Raw genomic sequence first — 19,303 nt, forward strand, 5'->3', positions numbered from 1 at the left:
ATATATATGAACACAGAAGTATTTAAGTACACTAAAACATTTACACTTGAGTCGGGCAGCGAGTTGCATGATCTTGAAATAGGTTTTAACACCTACGGCAAGCTGAACAAAAACAAGGATAATGTGGTTTGGGTGTGCCATGCGTTGACTGCCAATTCGGACGTGCTTGATTGGTGGCAGGGTTTATTCGGTAAGGATAACTATTTTAATCCCGAAGAACATTTTATTGTGTGTGCCAATATTTTGGGTTCGCCTTATGGTACTACTAATCCGCTAAGTACAAACCCGGTTACCGGGCAGCCTTATTATTTGGCATTTCCGCAATTTACCATAAGGGATATTGTTAAGGCGCATCAGCTACTGGCTGATTATTTGAATATCGAAGATATCCATATCCTTATCGGTGGTTCATTAGGTGGCCAGCAATCGTTAGAATGGTCAATTATTGAGCCTGAGCGTATTAAAAATCTGATACTTATCGCTACAAATGCCCGTCATTCATCATGGGGTATTGCTTTTAATGAGTCGCAAAGGCTTGCCCTTACTGCCGACCGTACTTTCTACAACAACTCACCCGAAGGCGGCGCTAAAGGTTTAAAAGCAGCGCGCAGCATTGCCTTAATATCTTACCGTGGTTATAAAACCTACAATGTAACCCAGCAGGAAGATGACGACAACAGAACCGACAACTACAAGGCATCAAGCTATCAAAGTTACCAGGGCGAAAAACTGGTGAACCGCTTTAACGCATACAGCTACTGGTATTTAACCAAGGTGATGGATTCGCATAATGCAGGCCGCGGCCGTAACGGCGTTGAAAAAGCGTTGAGCCTTATCAAAGCCAAAACATTGGTGATCGGCATAAAATCAGACGTGCTGTTCCCGGTAGAAGAACAACAATACCTTTTCCAGCATATCCCGAAGGCATCATTCTCTGAATTTGATTCGCTTTACGGGCACGATGGATTTTTAATTGAAACAGAAGCTTTAACAAATATTATCACCTCTTTCTTTAAAACAGATGTTAAGGGAAAGATTATTGAATTGCAACGAATTGCGTAATGAGTAAGAAACTAACTATTGGATTATTTGGATTTGGAGTTGTTGGACAAGGATTGTATGATATCATCAAGACAAAGAATTTAAACCTGGAGATCGTTAAGATCGCTATAAAAAACCCGGACAAACAACGTTCGCTGCCTTCTACCCTCTTCACTACTGATAAGGATGAACTGCTGAACAACCCGGAGATAAATATCATCATCGAGCTGATCAATGATACCGAAGCTGCTTATGAGATTGTATCTACCGCGCTTAAATCGGGTAAAAACGTGGTATCGGCCAGTAAAAAAATGATCGCTACTTATTTGAAAGAACTGATTGATCTTCAGCACGAATACGGCACATCATTGTTATACGAAGGTTCGGTTTGTGGAAGTATCCCTATCATCCGTAATCTCGAAGAGTATTATGATAATGAATTGCTGCACTCGGTAAGCGGTATTTTCAATGGTTCGTCCAACTATATCCTGTCAAAAGGTTACTTAGACGGGCTGGATTATGACAGCGCGTTGAAACAAGCGCAAGATCTGGGCTTTGCCGAAACCGACCCGACATCTGACGTTGGTGGTTTTGATGCTAAATACAAAGCGGTTATCGCGGCAGCCCATGCTTATGGTGTGGTTGTAAACCCCGATGATGTATTGAACATCGGTATACAAACCCTATCGGCCAATGATGTACAGTATACCCGCGAAAAGAGATTAAAAGTAAAACTGGTGCCGGTAATTAAAGAGCTGGATAAAGGCCACGTTGCCTTATTCGTGTTGCCGAAATTTGTAGGCGAAAGCGAGTTTTTGTACAACGTAGAGTACGAATACAACGGCGTAGTGGTACAGGCGGCCTTTGCCGATCAGCAGTTCTTCTTCGGTAAGGGAGCCGGTGGTCACCCAACGGGTGCTGCCGTACTGTCGGACATTACCGCGCTGCGTTATGATTACCATTACGAATACAAGAAAGCCAAAGAAAAGGGCAATCTTAAATTCACCAATGATATTGAGCTGAACATCTACTTACGTTACGAAAATGATAGTTTGGTAGAAGCGCTGAACTTCGAACACATTCACGAACGCTATGTATCAGATACTTATAAGTATATTGTAGGAAAAGTTAATTTGCAAAATCTGATCGATAACCAATACCGTATATTGGAAGAGAGGGCATTCGTTGCCTTCGCCGATCAGCTAACAGGGGTCAGCTTAGCTACGGCATCAAAACAAGCAGCCGAATTATTTTAGTAGGTAATACGGTTGTAACTAAAAAAGAAAAGCTTCCTCCCGGAAGCTTTTCTTTTTTTATAGCGTTTTATAAATTATCTGTTCACAATTCGCGGTTCACATCCCAGTTTTCCAGGTAATCGGCCACGCGTCGCACAAACGAACCTCCCAGCATTCCATCAACCACACGGTGATCATAAGATAATGACAGGAACATCATTTGCCTGATACCTATGGTATCGCCCTGCGGTGTTTCAATTACGGCCGGTTTCTTTTTAATAGTACCTACCGCTAAAATGGCTACCTGCGGCTGGTTAATGATAGGCGTGCCCATCACGTTACCAAACGAGCCCACGTTAGTAATGGTAAACGTACCATCCTTAATATCATCGGGCTGTAGTTTATTGGCACGCGCACGTGCAGCTAAATCATTAACGGCCTTGGTGATTCCTACTAAGTTTAAACCGTCGGCTTTTTTAATAACCGGCACAATAAGGTTACCGCTTGGCAGTGCTGTAGCCATGCTTATATTGATATCCCGTTTTTTGATGATCTGGTTACCGTTTACAGATATATTGATCATCGGGAAATCTTTTATCGCTTTTACCACCGCCTCAATAAATATCGGGGTGAAGGTTATTTTTTCGTTCTCGCGTTTTTCAAACTTGCCCTTTATCCTATCGCGCCATTGAACCAGGTTGGTTACATCGGCTTCAACAAACGAGGTAACATGCGGCGAGGTTTGCACACTCATCACCATGTGGTCGGCAATCAGTTTACGCATCCTGTCCATTTCAATGATCTCATCTCCGCCGGATACTGATACAGCTGGTGCCGGTGTCGGCAGTGGTATTGAAACCGGTGCAGGTGGTGGCGTAACAGGCGGGTTAAATTCAGCAACTGGTGTTACCGGCTGAGCCGTTTCCTGTTGAGGCGCTTCGTACACAGTCTGAGTCCTGCGGCCGCTGTTAATATAAGCGATCAGGTCGTCTTTAGTCAAACGTCCGTCGGCACCATTACCGGGTATACTGTCCAGTTCAGCTAAACCAATTCCTTCGGTAGCGGCAATGCTTTTCACCAATGGCGAATAGAACCTAGCCGTATCTTTAAAGTTCTGCGGGGCAGCGACAGGCGGCGGTGTCAGCAATTCAGTACCCGGAATATTTACTTCAGGTTCAAATTGCTGGGTTATCACAGGTTGTGTCGTTTCAACAACAGGTGCCTGGTAAGCGGTATCGTTTGTGTAATTGTTATTTATTTGCTCGGGCTGCTGCTGATAGTCATTCGATGGTTCATCAGCGCCTTCGGTTTCAATAATGGCTATAGTATCGCCTACCTGCACAACATCGTCCTGCTGAAATAATAGCTCAACCAGTTTGCCTGACACGGGTGATGGCACCTCTGAATCAACCTTATCTGTAGCAATTTCAACTACTGTATCGTCAGCTTCAATAAAATCTCCAGGAGATTTTACCCATTTTATTATAGTTGCCTCCGCAACACTTTCACCCATTTTAGGTAGTAAAAGTTGATATTTCGCCATATATGATATACAGTTGGTAGGTCAAAAATAAGTATTTGCGCACTATTACGCACTATTTGTTCAGTAAACTATTTAATAAGCCCAGCGCGCTTATGGCCGAACGCTCTATTACCTGCTTCCTTTTATTGTTAAAATTGAACAGCTTTACTATAGTTTGTTGTGCTGATGCCACTGCTATCCAAACCGTACCTACAGGTTTTTCAAGCGTGCCGCCATCAGGGCCGGCTATACCGGTAACCGCTATGGCATAGTCAGATTTAAAGTTGCGCAATGCGCCTTCAACCATCTCGGTGGCGGTTTCTTTACTTACCGCGCCATATTGTACAATGGTTTGATGCTCAACGCCCAGTATACTTTCTTTCAAATCGTTTGAGTACGAAACGGTACCGCCCAAAAACACCCTTGATGAACCGGGATGTTGCGTAAACAGGTGCGAAATATATCCGCCCGTACAGCTCTCGGCTATTGATAACGTAAGGCCTTTAGCGGCCATATTGTTCATGATAGCCTGTTCCAGCGTAATATCTTCAGTAGCCGCTACCACATTGCCTACGCGCTCAATTATTTTCGAGGCATATTCTTCTATTTTTTCTCGTAGTAAAGACTCCTCTACTTCGCCATATCCGCTTAAACGCAACCTTACCATACCCAGTTTGGGCAAATAGGCCAGCTTAATATATGGCGGCAGGGCATCTTCAATATCGGCAATGCGTTCGGCTAAAAAGGATTCCCCCTCGCCTACCGTTAAAATGGTTTTATGGATGATGACCGGCAATTGCGCTACCGACTTTATTTTCGGCAACACCTGCTCTTCCATCATATACATCATCTCAAAGGGTACGCCCGGCATCGATACATATATTTTGCCGTTTTTGTTGAACCACATACCCGGTGCGGTACCGTTTTTATTAAGTATCACCTCGCAGTTTTCGGGCACCAGGGCTTGCTGTTTATTAACCTCCAGCAAAGGGCGGTTATAGCGTTTGAAAATACTGGTCACATTTTCCAGCGCTTCGGCATTTTCTACCATGCCTACACCAAAGTATTCGGCCAGTGTTTTTTTGGTGATATCATCTTTTGTGGGGCCGAGGCCTCCGGTTATAAAAACAATATCGGCCCTGCCTGTTGCTTCTTTTAGCGCGTTAAGGATATGCTGCTTGTCATCCGATACAGACGAGATCTGTTTCACCCTGATGCCAATGGCATTAAGTTCCTGCGCCATCCACGCCGAATTGGTATCAACAATTTGGCCGATAAGTATTTCGTCGCCTATTGTTATAATTTCTGCTAACATAGTTTAATAGCCTCCAAAATACTGGTTAGCGCTGTAGTCACTACGCTTAGTCAGTTTGAGGTCTTGCAATATAGATGATTTTACCTTGATAGTTACGTTATACGACTTGAAATACCCAAACGGCAGCCATTGTACCGAAAGATCCCAGCAATGCAGGTCGCGGTAAATAGCGAACGATGTGGCACTACTCAGCTTCATGGCATTCAAATCGTAGTTGGTGGAGTATTGTACCTTCCATTTGGGCGTTAAGCTAAAGTCACCGCTCATTTGAATGGTATTGGTAGTGGTTTTTAATACACCGCTGTTCTGATACTGAAAATTGTAGCTGAACGACACATTCCACGGAATATTAAAATCGATGTAAGCCGATGGATCGCTGTTGATGTAGGCCAGTTTTTGTGCCTGTTCAGGCGTCATGTTCTGTATCGTATTCGCGTCAGTCTGCTTCCTTTTCGGATTGATAGATGTTGAGTTTAAGCTACCGCTCATGGAGAAACCAAAGCTTTCCAGTTTCGGAAATTTGCCATCCTGCCAGGTAAAACGGTTACGCTCGCGCGAATAACGGGTGATAGCACCGTTGCTGATAGAATCTCGCACATCCACCACATAAGGGTTAAGCAAACCGTTAAAGCTTACGTTCACCTTTTGATTCAGGAAAGCGGTGTGGCCCGAGAAACTGATCTTCGACAAACGCATTGAATCGGCCGCGAAGTTATAAAAGGTAGAGAACGATAAACCTTGTAATATCTGGATCTTCCGGGGAGTATTCGAGGTATCGGTAGCGCTCGGTCTTAGTTTTGCTTCGATCGTATTATCAACGTTGAAACCTATGCCCGCCTGCCGGCCTGCTGATGGCCCGCCGTAAATAGACTGCTCAAATATAGAGTATGTTTGCGCCGTAGCTGTATATGGTAACGAAGCGTTACTTACCGCCGTACGATAATAACCATAGCCCGGTGACGAGAAATCAGGCTTGTAACTGAAACTAAGATTTGGCGTCATTACGTGCCTTATCGCTGATATTTTACCTTTAAAGTTAGCCTGGCTGTATACTTTGGTTGAGAAACCGGCGCTCAGGTTATACTCACCCGATCTTGCGAAACCGCTTACCGTATCAATAGTAGCTACGTTTGAACCTACGTTGGTGTTGTTCCTGTCGTAACTTTTGCGAATGGTTTGCAGATACCAGCGCTCGTTATAGTTGGCTGATGTACTAAATTGGAAAAACTTAAGTACGTTCAAACTCAAACCAATAGGTATTTGATGTTGGAAACCATTTTGCAAACGTTTGGTTAATGTTTGCTTGGTAAACAGATCGGCCTCAGGGATATCGTTCAATTTATTAGTTGCCTGAAAAGAGTAACCTACCGTAATTTTTTGGTACCACTTCGCTTCACCTACCCTGTCTTTACTATCCAGCGGACTAAGGGTAGACATGTTGAAAGCCACTGTAGGTAGATCCAGCGTTACACGTTTACGGGTAATATCCTGGCTATGGCTTAAGCTCACGTTTAAGTTGAAAGGCGTACCCGCCCATACTTTACCATAAGCGATACTCGAACGGAAGTTATTTTGGGTTAACTGCTGTAAATTATAACCCTGACTGGCACCGTTATTAATAAAGTTACTTGATGTACCCGCGTTTACCGATGCACTGAATGTACTTCCCGGATGCGCGTTCGGATCCTGGCTGTGTGTCCAGGCGATGTTAAAATCTTTCGCGGCAGGGTCGCCCGGTAAGCCTATATTGTGCGAACCGTAGCTTAATGTAAGGTTACCCTGGTATTTATAACGTTTCAGGTAACGGCCTGCACCGCTCAACTCGTATGATCCTCTTGAATAAAATGAACCATTAAAGGTCATGTCCAGATAATCGTTAAAGGCGATATAGTAACCGAGGTTACGCAGGAAGAAACCGTAACGCTGATCTTCACCAAAAGTAGGCAATATCACACCCGACGAGCGCGTATTGGGCTTAGGGAAGAAACCGAACGGGATAGCCAAGGGTAACGGCACATTCGCGATCTCCAGGTATGCCGGGCCTGATATGATCTTATTTTTTTCGCCGATACCTTTGGTAATTACTATACCAAAGTGTGTTTCGGGATAAGGCAGATCGCAGGTACTGAAAAGTACATTGCGGTAAGCTACTTCAGTTTCGTTCAGCTTTTTTGCCTGCCCGCCCGAAATAAAGTTACCATCCTGCTCTGATGCCGGGTTATAAATCTTACCCTTTTTGCTTTTCATATTAAACCGCAACGAATCCGAATACAGGGGCTTATCATTCTTTTGTTTAGATATAGGCCTGCCCTGGTAACGGTGCGTACGCGGGTTAATGCTACCGGCTGCAAAAATGGTATTGTTCTTATTGTCTACACGTATATAATCGGCATCCAGCTCAAAATCTTCATAAGTTACCCGGGCACGGCCATACAGGTACATGATGTTCTTTTCTTTATCAAAAATGGTTGAATCTTCGGCAGTCGCTTTTACTTCCGATTTTAAACCATCGGGGTCGTTTACTGTCGTATCTTCACCACCGGGCTGTAATGTACCTGCACCCGGTATTAAGGTACTTTTTTTAGTGCTATCACGTTTAGTGGTATCCTTCGGGATGGTATCTTTTTTGGTGCCATTGTTTTTTACAACAGGTTTGGGAGCTGCTTTTTTAATTCCCCGCATCAATTTTCGGTCTTGTGCCGAATTTGGGTCGAGTTTTATAATAGTATCTCTTAATAGTTTATGTTTGCTGTTTCCGCTCTTGTTTCCGGCAGCTATCACATTCACTATTAAAACAATTGCGAGCAGAAAAAATAGACTAACGAATTTCAAAATTGATTATGAATAGTATTTTTGCAGATATAGTTAAACAGCGCTCAAACATAATGAAAAATAAAACATTGAAAAGATTGAATTATTACTTCCCCCTGCTACTTATTTTATTTACACTTTCTTCTTTTCAAAATGATGATGGTAAACCAAAAAGAGACACTGTTCAAACGTCAGGTTTTAAAATAAAAACTATTGTTGTTGATGCCGGCCACGGCGGCCACGATCCCGGCGCCTTTGGTTCCCATTCCAATGAAAAGACTGTAACGCTTGCTTTGGCATTAAAATTACAAAAAGCCATAGAAAAAGATTTAAAAGATGTAAACGTGATCATGACACGTACCGACGACAACTTTATTGAGTTGCACAGACGGTCGGACATCGCCAACAAAAACCAGGGACAGTTATTTATTTCTCTTCACTGTAACTCTTTGGCCGGCCGTCGCGTTACTGAAGTAACCGGCTACAAAAAAGGCAAGAAAGGTAAAAAGATACCTATATATAAAACAGTTTCGGTTCCTAACCGTTCAGGAAAAGGAGCTATGATACTGGTATACGGTTCGCGCAGGGTTGGCGCACAAGAAGAGGCCTTACGTGAAAACGCCGTTATTTATGCTGAAAAGGATTACAAAGATAACTACGCTGGTTACGATCCGGAAAACCCGGCTTCGGTTATCCTTTTGAATACCTTCAGGGATAAGTACCGTAAACAAAGTATCAGATTGGCTACTTTAATTGATAATGAGTTTACCGATACTGATGGTCGTGTAAGCGCGGGCGTTAAAGAACAGGTTGTACTGGTGCTTGACCACACTGCCATGCCGGCCGTACTGGTTGAAACCGGGTTTATCAATAACCCTGACGATGAGGCTTATTTAACTTCAGAAGAAGGACAAAACGAAATTGTAGCATCAGTGCTGCAAGCGATTAAGAATTATAAAAAACAGGTTGAAAATTAAAATTTAACACATATTCATCTAAACATACACTACCTTGAAAATAACTAACGAAACCAAAATAGGCGCCTTTACGGCAATAGGTATCACTATCCTGATATTGGGATACAGCTATCTTAACGGAAACGACGTATTTTCCGGGTCGAACAAATTTTATTCGATATATAAAAGTGTAGAAGGATTAACCGTATCAAAACCGGTACTGGTTAACGGATACCAGATCGGTCGTGTTTCGGGTATGGAATTGCAGCCGGATGGCCGTACCATTGTCGAGTTTAAAATTGACCCTAAATATGATATCCCATCAAACACACTTGCTCAATTGCAAAGTACCGATCTTTTAGGCGGTAAAGCCATCATATTTGAGCTGGGTAACAGCAAAATAATGGCCGAAGATAAAGATACCCTTCGTGCAGATATACAAGGCAGCTTGGCAGAAAGCCTGCAACCTATCCAAAAAAAGGTAGAACAGCTGATCGTAAAGATCGATTCATCATTAGGTTCTATCAACCGTATTATGAATCCTCAGTTTGAAAAAAATGTTGACCGCAGCTTTATGAGCATTGCTAACTCACTGCAAACTTTAGAGGGTACTACTAAAAAGATAGACGCGTTGGTAGGTTCGCAATCGGGTCATATCAATACGGTGATGCTTAACGCTGCTACAGTATCCAGCAATTTAAAAGCAACCGCGGCACATTTCGATGGCATCGCTACCAATCTCGAAAAATTCAGTGGTGATCTGGCTAATTCAAATATTAAGAATACGCTGGCTAATGCCGATAAGATGGTGGCCGACCTGCAAGCTACTACCAGCAGAATCAACAGCCGCCAAGGTTCATTAGGTTTATTACTGAACGACACCACCATATATAAAAACCTTAGTGATGCCTCGTTAAACCTGAACAACCTGTTTATCGATCTTAAAGCACATCCTAAACGCTATGTAAGCTTCTCGATATTCGGCGGGAAAGATTGATCTGGTAGCTGATTAGGAATAAAAAACGCGCCATTGTGAAGTAACTACTTACAATGGCGCGTTTTTTATAATTAATAAGTTGTAGCTTCTTTAAAGCCTACACCGATACCTCAATCCCCGATAATAAAAGTTTTACCTTCAATAGCCAATTCCGTTTCTGGGAAAACACTCTGAGCTTCTTCAAGTAACTCATTTAAGCTCTTGTACCTTGCCGAAAAATGCCCGATGAGTAATCGCTGGGCTTGTGTTATTACTGCTATCTCACCAGCCTGTAAGGCGGTGGTGTGGTGTGTTTGTAAGGCCCTGTCGTGCATATTATGCAAAAAGGTGGCCTCATGGTATAGTAACGTCGCGCCTTTTATCTGCTCAAAATAGTTTGGGTTGTACATCGTATCCGAACAATAAGCATACGTTTTAGGCTCGTCGGGAGCTGTAGTGAGTTCTTCGTTGGCATACACCTTTCCATCGGGCGCAGTATAATCACCGCCCTTTTTAAGTGCGCTAAAATATGGCACTGGTATTTGCAGCTGGTCTATCCTATCCTTAATAAGCTTACGCAAACGTTTTTTTTGCCTGAAGATAAAACCGGTACAAGGTATACGGTGATCGAGCGGGATAGTTTCTACAATAATATCCTGGTTGTCCAATATAACTTCGGCCTTGGTGGCATCGGTAGCCCGAAAATCAATTTCGTATTGAATAACCGTTTCAGAGTACTTTAATTGCAGGTTGATGATCTCCATCAACGGCGCTGGTCCATATAGCTTAAGCGGCTTTATACGGCCGTTTAAGTGCAATGATGAAAGTAAGCCTACTAAACCAAGATAATGATCGCCATGTAAATGGCTGATGAAAATATGATCGATGCGGCTCGCTTTTACATCAAAGCGTAACATTTGCTGTTGAGTACCCTCGCCGCAGTCAATCAGATAGTAATGATCGTTAATATTTAACGCCTGTGAGGTTGGGTTCCTGTTGTATATAGGCGTTGCAGAACTGCTTCCAAGTATCGTTACATCAAATCTCATACCCGGAAAACAGTTACAATATTATTTTAGTTCTCTTTTTAATTCTTTTTCTATTTCTTCCATAAAGATAAGGTCGATAGCTTCTTCAGTTGTAGGTACAACGGTAAGCACATTATCTAATTGCGAAATAGTAACCAGGCGCGAAACCGAATCGTTTAAACCGGCAAGGATAAATAAACCCTCGGCGTTTTTGCATAAACGGTGACCAACCAACAGGCTGCTTAAGCCCGATGAATCGGCAAACTTAACCTGCGAAAGATCGAGCACTATGTTTCTCTGGCCTTCGGTATTGATGAGGATCAGCTCTGATTTAAGCTGAGGGGTAACCAATGAATTTAACTTATTTTCATTCAGCTTCACCAATATATACTTCTCGTGTTTGTCAACAGTAAATTTCATTGTTGTATAATTAAAAAGCTAATATAATTTTTTTTTGTGTTTAAAGAGAATTTTATAATTGCTCAAGCGCGGTTTTTACACCATGCTCTACCCTGTTCAATACATTATCATTTTCTGGCTTTACAAATTTATCGCCGGTGATTTGCTCGTAAAGCTCAATATACCTTTCCGATATCGACAGCACTTTTTCTTCTGTCATCTCCGGTACGGTTTGTCCATCCTTCCCCTGGAAGCCGTTTTCTATAAGCCATTTACGCACAAATTCCTTTGAAAGCTGTTTTTGCGGCTCATTATTGTTTTGGCGTTCCTCAAATCCTTCACTATAAAAGTATCTCGACGAATCGGGCGTATGGATCTCATCAATCAGGTAAATGGTTCCATCGGCTTTGCCAAATTCATATTTGGTATCCACCAGTATCAGCCCCTGTTTAGCAGCAATTTCCGTACCGCGTTTAAATAATGCCTGGGTATATTTTTCAAGCAGGGCATAATCTTCGGCAGATACGATGCCTTTAGCCAGTATGTCTTCTTTAGAAATGTCCTCGTCGTGGCCCACAGAAGCCTTTGTAGTAGGCGTTATGATAGGCTCGGGCAGTTTATCATTTTCTTTTAAACCCTCGGGCAATGCAACACCGCAAACCGAACGCCTGCCTGCACTGTATTCGCGCCATGCGTGTCCTGCTAAGTAGCCACGTATCACCATCTCTACCTTAAACGGCTCGCAAATACGGCCAATGGTAACACTCGGATCGGGCACAGTAACTACCCAGTTGGGTACAATATCGGCAGTTGCCTGCAAAAACTTGGCGGCTATCTGGTTTAAAACTTGTCCTTTATATGGAATTGGCTCCGGCAGTACCACATCAAATGCTGATATGCGATCGGTAACCACCATGGCCAGGTATTTATTATTTATAGTGTAAACGTCACGTACTTTCCCCTTATAAAATGCTGTTTGCCCCGGAAAGTTAAAATGTGTTTCTTTTATTGCGTTCATTTAGTTGAGTTGTATGTTGAAGGTTGTAAGTTGTGTGTAAACTCAAAAATACCTGCAACACACAACTTACAACTCACAACAAAATTACTGTATATCTCCGTAAGCTTCTAATATGCGTCTTACTAATTTGTGCCTTACTACGTCTTCGCCGCTCAGGTAAATTATGCCGATGCCCTTTATGTCGTTCAATATCCTTAACGCGGTGTGTAAGCCTGATTGTTGTTTTTTGGGAAGATCTATCTGGGTTACGTCGCCGGTTACGATGAACTTGGCTGTAGGGCCCATACGGGTAAGGAACATCTTCAATTGCATATCGGTAGCGTTTTGGGCCTCATCCAATATCACAAAGCAATTATCCAGCGTACGGCCACGCATAAATGCCAGCGGGGCAATTTCAATAGTACGGTTCTCCAGGTATAGTTTCAGCTTTTCGGCCGGTATCATATCGTCGAGCGCGTCGTATAACGGGCGCAGGTACGGGTCTATCTTTTCTTTCAGGTCGCCCGGTAAAAAACCCAGGTTCTCCCCTGCTTCAACCGCCGGGCGGGTTAGTATGATGCGCTTGATCTCTTTGTTCTTGAGCGCCCTTACCGCCAGTGCAACCGCGGTATAAGTTTTACCGGTACCGGCGGGGCCAATGGCGAACAGTACGTCGTCTTTAGCAATGCTATCAACCATACGGCGCTGATTGGCGGTACGCGCCTTCACCATTATACCGTTAGGGCCAAACACAATTACCTCTCCCATGTTTCCTTTATCAGGAGACGAATCGGCAGCCGGCGCAGCAGATGCTTTTGCACCCATAATACGCTCAATATCAGTTACGCTAAGGCTTTCGTACTTCTCTAAATGCTGTACTAAAACATTGAACTTATCCTGAAACAGTAATATCTCATGCTCATCGCCCAATACCTTAACCTCACTACCCCGCGCAACAATTTTCAGTTTTGGATACTGCTTTTTAATGATCTCAAAATGATCATTATTAGGCCCCCACAGCACCGCCGGGTTAACATTTTCTATGGATAATTTAAGTTCGTTCAATATAAATTGATTTTTAGTATCCGAAATTTATGAATTAAAAATTGATATTTGTAGCCTTAATAGCTACTACAAGATTAGCAATAAATATTTAAAAAATTAATGGCAATAATAACTTTAACTACTGACCTGGGCGATAAAGACATTTATCAGGCTGCCCTTAAAGGTAGTATATTGAAATTATTACCCACAGTAAATATAGTTGACATCACCAACAGTGTTTCGGCCTTCAATATACAGCAGGCAGCGTTCATTTTAAAAAATAGTTATCACTATTTTCCGGATGAAACCGTGCACCTCATTGGGATTGATACCGTGTACAACACCTTTACAAAATACCTGGCCATTAAATACAAGAACCACTATTTTGTGGGTGCCGATAATGGTATATTCTCGCTGATGTTTGACGAGGAGCCGGAGGACATATTTGAGATCAACATTATGCAGGATCTTAAATTTCTGCATTTTCCGCTGGCAGATATTTTTGTTAAGGCGGCCTGCCACCTGGCCAAAGGCGACGATATTGAGGAGATTGGTTTAAGGGTAAGTGGTATTGAAAAGAAAATGAACCTGCAACCCGTGGTTGAAAAAAACCTCATTAAGGGCGCGGTGATCTATGTAGATTCTTTTCAGAATGTGATAACCAATATAACCAAGGACTTTTTTAACCGTATACAGCAAGGCAGGCGGTTTACGTTGTACTTTAAGCGCAACGAAACCATTAACCACCTCAGCTGGCATTACAATGAGGTGCCCGAGGGCGAAAAACTTTGCCTGTTTGGTATAAGCGATCATTTAGAGATTGCCATAAACAAGGGCAATGCCAGCGGCCTGCTGGGATTAAACTTAGGCGACAGTGTGATCATTGACTTTGAAGCACTTTAAACAACAAGTTTTATTTACGCAGTAATACAGCTTAATATGTTTTTACATATATTGAGCTAACATTGCATAACGCTATGGTCTGCTGGACTATGGGCTATAGACGATAAAGAATGAAATTAACTATACATGGAGCAGCCCGGCAAGTAACCGGGAGCATGCATTTGCTGGAGATTGGACAATACAAAATATTAGTTGATTGCGGCCTCGATTACGAAAAAGACCGCAGCATTCAAAGCAACGAAAACTTTCCGTTCAGGCCCGAAGAAATTGACGTGGTGATACTTACCCACGCCCATATTGACCATTCGGGCAACTTGCCAACCCTGGTGCGCCTGGGTTTTCAGGGACAGATATTGTGCACCCCGCCCACAGCCGATTTGACCGAGCTGCTGTTGATGGATTCGGTAAGTATATTTATGCATAAGGCTAATAAAGGTCGCAAACATGGCAAAGGCAAGGGAAAGTTTAATAGTGGCGCGCAGCCACTATACCTGCAAAAGCATGTAATGGATACTGTTGAGCGTTTTATCACCATTAACTTTAACCGTCCGTTCAGGTTGAATGGCGATATCGAACTGACCTTTGTACCCGTTGGACACCTGTTGGGCGCGGCTGCGGCAGTACTTAAGATCAACGATCACGGCGAGGAAAAAACCATAGCTTTTACAGGCGACATCGGTCGTAAGAATTACCCGGTACTCAATGATCCTGAGCAACTTCCGGCGGTTAATTACATCGTTTCTGAAGCTACTTATGGCGGCAGGTATCACACAAAAGACAAAAGCGTTGAGGATACCCTGATTGAAACTATTGAAAAAGCCTGCATTAAAGAACAAGGCCGTTTGATCATCCCGGCGTTTAGCATTGGGCGTACACAATCACTGGTATTCGCGCTAAATAAAATCTTCACCAGCGGCAAGTTACCTGCTGTAAAAGTGTTTGTTGACAGCCCTATGGCGGTAATGGCAACGGGGATCTTCAGAAAGTACCATAACCTCGTAAACGAAGAGGCACAGGAATTCTACAATAAAAAAGGCGATGAGTTTGACTTTGATAACCTTACTTATGTAGAAACTCTGAAAGACAGCAGACAGGTATCCAACTATTTCGAGCCTTGCATTATCATATCATCGGCAGGTATGCTGGAGGGTGGCCGTATACAAGATCATCTTTTTTATAATATTCAAAATTATTACTGCACTATCCTGTTCATCGGTTACTGTGCTAAGGGAACACTGGGCCACCGTTTATTGCGCGGCGATCCTATCGTGCATATTAAAGATCGCGAACTTGCCGTTTATGCCACCATTAAACAAACCGATGTACTTAGCGCGCATGGCGACCATGATGACCTCATTAATAACATCAAACACCAGGATAAATCAATACTGAAAAATGTGTTTTTGGTGCATGGCGAAACCGGCAGCATGGAAGCCCTTTCCGAAAGCCTCACAGCAGATGGCTACAATGTTACCATCCCCGAAAAGGATGTGGCTTATGAACTATAAAACAGTTACGAATTTTTCGAATTAAACCGAATTGCACTAAACTTACCTTAGGATATATCATTAAAAAAGGGACTAATTAAAGCGTCTTTAAAACCGCTATAATTAGTCCCTTTTAATTTGTAATTCTTCTTAATCCGAAGAATTAGTGTACTTATGCTTTTGTAAAATGATCGATGATCAAGTTGGCAAGCTCCACGCCTATTCTTTCCTGTGCCTCGTTAGTGGCTGCGCCAATGTGCGGGGTTAAAGAAATTTTAGGGTGGCTTAATATATCCTGACGAGGAGTTGGCTCGTTCTCGAAAACATCCAGTGCAGCGAAAGCTACTTTACCGCTATCTAAAGCTTCAATTAAAGCGCTTTCGTCGATAAGGTTACCGCGTGAGCAGTTTACCAAACCAACACCTTTTTTCAACAGTTCAATTTCGGCAGCGCCAATTAATGGTTTGTCAACAAATGGTGTGTGCAGTGAAATAAAATCAGATTGTTTTAAAACCTCTTCGAATGATGCAGTTTTAACGGTAACGTTAACTTTGGTGCCACCGCCTAATACAATTTCCACTTCAGGGTTGAACGGGAAAAGATCATAAGCGATAACTTCCATACCTACGCCAATGGCAATTTTTGCCACCTCACGACCGATACGGCCAAAACCAAGGATACCTAAAGTTTTGCCACGAAGCTCAACACCTTTAGCGTAAGCCTTTTTCAATCCGTTAAAGTTGGTTGCGCCTTCAACCGGGGTTTTGCGGTTACTATCGTACAAGAAACGAACACCGCCATACAAATGGCCAAATACCAGTTCGGCAACTGATAATGATGAAGATGCCGGGGTATTATATACCGCTACACCTTTTTCTTTAGCGTAGTCTACATCAATATTATCAACGCCTACACCGCCACGGCCAACCAGTTTAAGGTTTGGTGTAGCGTCAATTAACGCCTTGCGCACTTTGGTAGCGCTGCGTACAGTAATGGCATCATATTCGTTTAAACGTGCAGGTAACTCTTCCTGCGGTACGTTGTTGGTATCTACTACAAAACCGGCTGCCTCTAAAAGCGCTTTACCCGCCGGGTCAATACCGTCATTAGCTAATATTTTAATCATGATGGGTTATATTACCCCCCAGCCCCCTGAAGGGGGAGCTTAAAATGCATCCCTTCAAAGTGCCGGGGTTTGAATTTATATTTTTTTCCATTCCCCCTTCAGGGGGTTAGGGGGTTATTTATTCTTTTCAGCAAATTCCTGCATTGTTTCTATCAGCACGTGTACGCTGGTAATTGGCAACGCGTTGTAAATTGAGGCACGGAAACCGCCTACGCTTCTGTGGCCTTTTAAGCCAACGATACCTTTTTCGTCGCAAAGTTTCAGGAATGGTTTTTCGTGCTCAGGATTTTCGGCCACAAAGCAAACATTCATGTGCGAACGATCTTCCGGAACGGCAACTGCTTTAAACAGCGGGTTGCGGTCAATCTCGGTATATAATGCTTTTGATTTAGCCAGGTTATCTTTTTCAATAGCCTCAACGCCACCTTTAGCTTTAAGCCAGTTAAGTGTTAACATAGATACGTATATAGCAAACACCGGCGGCGTATTGTACATTGAACCACCTTCAATTTGTGTTTGGTAGTTAAACATAGCCGGTATTTTACGATCAACCTTGCCTAAAATATCATCCTTAACAATTACCAGGGTAACACCTGCCGGGCCCATATTTTTTTGAGCGCCCGCGTAGATCAAACCAAAATCGGCCACGTTAACCTTGCGGCTGAAAATATCTGACGACATATCGCACACCAACGGTACCGGTGATGACGGAAACTGTTGTAATTGCGTACCGTAAATGGTATTGTTTGATGTAATGTGTAAGTAAGCCGCATCAGCAGGTACTTCAAAATCTTTAGGGATGTAAGTAAAGTTGCTCTCTTTTGAGGTAGCAACCACATCAACAGTACCAAAGTATTTAGCTTCTTTTAATGCTTTGTTAGCCCATACGCCCGATTCTACATAGGCGGCTTTACCACCTTCAGGCAACAGGTTATAAGGCACCATAGCAAACTGGGTGCTTGCACCGCCTTGTAAAAACAATACCGAATAACCCGATGGCACTTCAAACAGTTCTTTCACCAAGCTTACTGCCTCATCTAACACTGCCTCAAATTCAGCCGACCTGTGCGATATTTCAAGTAATGATAGCCCTGTTCCGTTAAAATTAATTACCGCCGCTGCGGCTTGTTTTAAAACTTCCTGTGGTAAAATGCCCGGACCGGCACCGAAATTATGTTTCATATATTTAGCGAGTTGTGACCCTTGGGGATCACCTGTTTACAATTATCTGTTAGACGCGCCGAAGTTAATAAATTTGACAAAGTATGTAGACTTTATTTGCTTTTTTTTGAACTCCCGGCATCTGTTTTAACAGATCAGAATTAATGGTAAGTGTTTGGTCAGTTACGCCTTATACAGGCTGTGTGCGTGCTTTAATGCTGATATCGTTCCGGCCGGGCTGGCCGACGAAAATACTGCACTGCCTGCTACCAGGGCATTAGCACCGGCCTCAATCAACGTTGCTGCGTTGGTTTCATCAACACCACCATCAATTTCAATATATAAATTGGGGTTGCGCTCATTGGCCAGCTGTTTAAGCTGTTTTATTTTTTTATATGTATTCGCGATGAATTTTTGACCGCCAAAGCCGGGATTAACCGACATGATCAATACCAGATCAAGATCGGTAATAATATCTTCCAGTAAGGCTACCGGCGTATGCGGGTTTAAAGCCACTCCTGCCCTGCAACCCAGCTCCTTTATAGCCTGTATGGTACGATGCAAATGCGGGCAAGCTTCGTAATGCACGGTAATACTATCGGCGCCGGCTTGTTTAAACGCTTTAAGATAACGGTCGGGATCGGTGATCATTAAATGCACGTCAAGCGGCTTTTGGGCATGCTTTTTTACCGCGCTGATCACCGGGAAACCAAAAGAAATATTGGGTACAAATAACCCGTCCATCACGTCAACATGAAACCAGTCGGCCTCACTGCTGTTTACCATTTCTATATCCCGTTGCAGGTTAGCAAAATCGGCAGCTAATATTGATGGCGCAATTACGTGATTCATGCCCCAAATATAATAATTACTTAAAACGGATAAGTAAATACTTCAGAAGTATGATAAAAACAAGTATAAAATGAGGAAAAATAACACGTTATTAACATTTGCCGCGCAGTGCTAATCGCAATTGAGCAGCAAATCGTAATATTTTTTCATCAACACGGTATCATAGTTCACTAGGGAGTTGTAAGCCTCTGATACCAGCTCATTAAGAATTGACGAGCCAAGCTGGCCCGCTCCGTTAGGGATGGAGTCGTAATATTTTATTAAATCTTTCACCCTTATAATTTCATAAAGCAACAGTTGCACTAAATCCGTATGTGAGCCGGATTGCAAGCCATGCGTATTGCTGTTCAAAAAGTCTAAAGGATCAATCGGGGTAGATGTCATTTTTCAATATAGGATCGGACTAAATATATCTATGCTTTACTTACACATACAATCAATTTCATAATA

The 19,303-nt window shown here is 42.9% G+C and carries 17 protein-coding genes; 6 read left to right on the forward strand and 11 right to left on the reverse strand.

Translation table 11 applies throughout. From position 1 onward, the window contains the following. Positions 1 to 6 precede the first annotated feature (6 nt). Positions 7 to 1,062, forward strand: a complete 1,056-nt coding sequence (locus ABD894_RS01990) for a homoserine O-acetyltransferase family protein (RefSeq protein WP_345209301.1) — start codon at positions 7 to 9, stop codon at positions 1,060 to 1,062. Next, a complete protein-coding gene (locus ABD894_RS01995) occupies positions 1,062 to 2,297 on the forward strand; it encodes a homoserine dehydrogenase (RefSeq protein ID WP_345209302.1) in 1,236 nt (411 codons plus the stop codon). The genes ABD894_RS01990 and ABD894_RS01995 overlap by 1 nt, the downstream gene beginning before the upstream one ends. Positions 2,298 to 2,379: 82 nt before the next feature. Here the strand turns inward: ABD894_RS01995 and ABD894_RS02000 are convergent, their stop codons facing one another. Genes ABD894_RS02000 through ABD894_RS02010 form a run of 3 tightly spaced genes read right to left on the reverse strand, consistent with a single transcriptional unit; the run spans position 2,380 to position 7,900 of the window. Beyond that, the gene (locus ABD894_RS02000) at positions 2,380 to 3,819 is read right to left on the reverse strand and encodes a dihydrolipoamide acetyltransferase family protein (RefSeq protein ID WP_345209303.1); all 1,440 of its coding nucleotides are present in this window, start codon (positions 3,817 to 3,819) and stop codon (positions 2,380 to 2,382) included. Between the two features lie 52 nt (positions 3,820 to 3,871). Continuing rightward, positions 3,872 to 5,113: a competence/damage-inducible protein A gene (locus ABD894_RS02005; RefSeq protein WP_345209304.1), complete on the reverse strand. Its 1,242-nt coding sequence runs from the start codon at positions 5,111 to 5,113 to the stop codon at positions 3,872 to 3,874. Positions 5,114 to 5,116: 3 nt separating this feature from the next. Next, positions 5,117 to 7,900 carry a putative LPS assembly protein LptD gene (locus tag ABD894_RS02010; RefSeq protein ID WP_345209305.1) on the reverse strand — a complete coding sequence of 928 codons (2,784 nt, stop codon included), beginning with the start codon at positions 7,898 to 7,900 and terminating at the stop codon, positions 5,117 to 5,119. A gap of 98 nt (positions 7,901 to 7,998) precedes the next feature. Between ABD894_RS02010 and ABD894_RS02015 the strand changes: the two genes are divergently transcribed. Both ABD894_RS02015 and ABD894_RS02020 read left to right on the forward strand, forming a co-directional pair. Further along, entirely contained in the window at positions 7,999 to 8,901 is a 903-nt protein-coding gene (locus ABD894_RS02015; RefSeq protein WP_345209306.1) for an N-acetylmuramoyl-L-alanine amidase family protein, read from the forward strand. 34 nt (positions 8,902 to 8,935) lie between these two features. Then, entirely contained in the window at positions 8,936 to 9,877 is a 942-nt protein-coding gene (locus ABD894_RS02020) for an MlaD family protein (protein ID WP_345209307.1), read from the forward strand. Between the two features lie 110 nt (positions 9,878 to 9,987). Here ABD894_RS02020 and ABD894_RS02025 read toward each other — a convergent pair whose 3' ends face one another. The 4 genes from ABD894_RS02025 to ABD894_RS02040 all read right to left on the reverse strand — a co-directional run bounded on the left by ABD894_RS02025 (position 9,988) and on the right by ABD894_RS02040 (position 13,345). Further along, complete coding sequence (locus ABD894_RS02025) at positions 9,988 to 10,905, reverse strand: ribonuclease Z (RefSeq protein WP_345209308.1); 918 nt, start codon at positions 10,903 to 10,905, stop codon at positions 9,988 to 9,990. A 21-nt stretch (positions 10,906 to 10,926) separates the two neighbouring features. Then, positions 10,927 to 11,304, reverse strand: a complete 378-nt coding sequence (locus ABD894_RS02030; RefSeq protein ID WP_345209309.1) for an STAS domain-containing protein — start codon at positions 11,302 to 11,304, stop codon at positions 10,927 to 10,929. A gap of 52 nt (positions 11,305 to 11,356) precedes the next feature. Continuing rightward, entirely contained in the window at positions 11,357 to 12,301 is a 945-nt protein-coding gene (locus ABD894_RS02035) for a phosphoribosylaminoimidazolesuccinocarboxamide synthase (protein ID WP_345209310.1), read from the reverse strand. Between the two features lie 84 nt (positions 12,302 to 12,385). Continuing rightward, positions 12,386 to 13,345, reverse strand: a complete 960-nt coding sequence (locus ABD894_RS02040; protein ID WP_345209311.1) for a PhoH family protein — start codon at positions 13,343 to 13,345, stop codon at positions 12,386 to 12,388. 99 nt (positions 13,346 to 13,444) lie between these two features. Here ABD894_RS02040 and ABD894_RS02045 point away from each other — a divergent pair, with 99 nt between their 5' ends. Together ABD894_RS02045 and ABD894_RS02050 are read left to right on the forward strand one after the other, a co-directional pair. Then, the gene (locus tag ABD894_RS02045) at positions 13,445 to 14,227 is read left to right on the forward strand and encodes an SAM hydrolase/SAM-dependent halogenase family protein (RefSeq protein WP_345209312.1); all 783 of its coding nucleotides are present in this window, start codon (positions 13,445 to 13,447) and stop codon (positions 14,225 to 14,227) included. Positions 14,228 to 14,337: 110 nt separating this feature from the next. Continuing rightward, positions 14,338 to 15,735: an MBL fold metallo-hydrolase gene (locus tag ABD894_RS02050; protein WP_345209313.1), complete on the forward strand. Its 1,398-nt coding sequence runs from the start codon at positions 14,338 to 14,340 to the stop codon at positions 15,733 to 15,735. A 151-nt stretch (positions 15,736 to 15,886) separates the two neighbouring features. On the opposite strand, the gene ABD894_RS02055 is transcribed toward ABD894_RS02050, so the two are convergent. From ABD894_RS02055 to ABD894_RS02070, 4 genes are all read right to left on the reverse strand, one after another. Next, positions 15,887 to 16,840, reverse strand: coding sequence for a D-2-hydroxyacid dehydrogenase (locus ABD894_RS02055; RefSeq protein WP_345209314.1), 954 nt, complete (start codon positions 16,838 to 16,840; stop codon positions 15,887 to 15,889). 114 nt (positions 16,841 to 16,954) lie between these two features. Then, positions 16,955 to 18,022: a 3-phosphoserine/phosphohydroxythreonine transaminase gene (serC, locus tag ABD894_RS02060; protein ID WP_345209315.1), complete on the reverse strand. Its 1,068-nt coding sequence runs from the start codon at positions 18,020 to 18,022 to the stop codon at positions 16,955 to 16,957. Positions 18,023 to 18,184: 162 nt separating this feature from the next. Continuing rightward, the gene (gene rpe, locus ABD894_RS02065) at positions 18,185 to 18,853 is read right to left on the reverse strand and encodes a ribulose-phosphate 3-epimerase (protein ID WP_345209316.1); all 669 of its coding nucleotides are present in this window, start codon (positions 18,851 to 18,853) and stop codon (positions 18,185 to 18,187) included. A gap of 111 nt (positions 18,854 to 18,964) precedes the next feature. Then, positions 18,965 to 19,237, reverse strand: a complete 273-nt coding sequence (locus ABD894_RS02070; RefSeq protein ID WP_345209317.1) for a hypothetical protein — start codon at positions 19,235 to 19,237, stop codon at positions 18,965 to 18,967. Between the last annotated feature and the right edge of the window lie 66 nt (positions 19,238 to 19,303).

It is taken from the genome of Mucilaginibacter gynuensis, assembly GCF_039541195.1.
Classification (GTDB): domain Bacteria; phylum Bacteroidota; class Bacteroidia; order Sphingobacteriales; family Sphingobacteriaceae; genus Mucilaginibacter; species Mucilaginibacter gynuensis.

Excerpts from the sequence above, each read along its gene's own strand:
- ABD894_RS01990 (WP_345209301.1), top strand. The coding sequence starts at position 7 with ATGAACACAGAAGTATTTAAGTACACTAAAACATTTACACTTGAGTCG.
- ABD894_RS01995 (WP_345209302.1), top strand. The coding sequence starts at position 1,062 with ATGAGTAAGAAACTAACTATTGGATTATTTGGATTTGGAGTTGTTGGA.
- ABD894_RS02000 (WP_345209303.1), bottom strand. The coding sequence starts at position 3,819 with ATGGCGAAATATCAACTTTTACTACCTAAAATGGGTGAAAGTGTTGCG.
- ABD894_RS02005 (WP_345209304.1), bottom strand. The coding sequence starts at position 5,113 with ATGTTAGCAGAAATTATAACAATAGGCGACGAAATACTTATCGGCCAA.
- ABD894_RS02015 (WP_345209306.1), top strand. The coding sequence starts at position 7,999 with ATGAAAAATAAAACATTGAAAAGATTGAATTATTACTTCCCCCTGCTA.
- ABD894_RS02025 (WP_345209308.1), bottom strand. The coding sequence starts at position 10,905 with ATGAGATTTGATGTAACGATACTTGGAAGCAGTTCTGCAACGCCTATA.
- ABD894_RS02030 (WP_345209309.1), bottom strand. The coding sequence starts at position 11,304 with ATGAAATTTACTGTTGACAAACACGAGAAGTATATATTGGTGAAGCTG.
- ABD894_RS02035 (WP_345209310.1), bottom strand. The coding sequence starts at position 12,301 with ATGAACGCAATAAAAGAAACACATTTTAACTTTCCGGGGCAAACAGCA.
- ABD894_RS02045 (WP_345209312.1), top strand. The coding sequence starts at position 13,445 with ATGGCAATAATAACTTTAACTACTGACCTGGGCGATAAAGACATTTAT.
- ABD894_RS02050 (WP_345209313.1), top strand. The coding sequence starts at position 14,338 with ATGAAATTAACTATACATGGAGCAGCCCGGCAAGTAACCGGGAGCATG.
- ABD894_RS02055 (WP_345209314.1), bottom strand. The coding sequence starts at position 16,840 with ATGATTAAAATATTAGCTAATGACGGTATTGACCCGGCGGGTAAAGCG.
- serC (WP_345209315.1), bottom strand. The coding sequence starts at position 18,022 with ATGAAACATAATTTCGGTGCCGGTCCGGGCATTTTACCACAGGAAGTT.
- rpe (WP_345209316.1), bottom strand. The coding sequence starts at position 18,853 with ATGAATCACGTAATTGCGCCATCAATATTAGCTGCCGATTTTGCTAAC.
- ABD894_RS02070 (WP_345209317.1), bottom strand. The coding sequence starts at position 19,237 with ATGACATCTACCCCGATTGATCCTTTAGACTTTTTGAACAGCAATACG.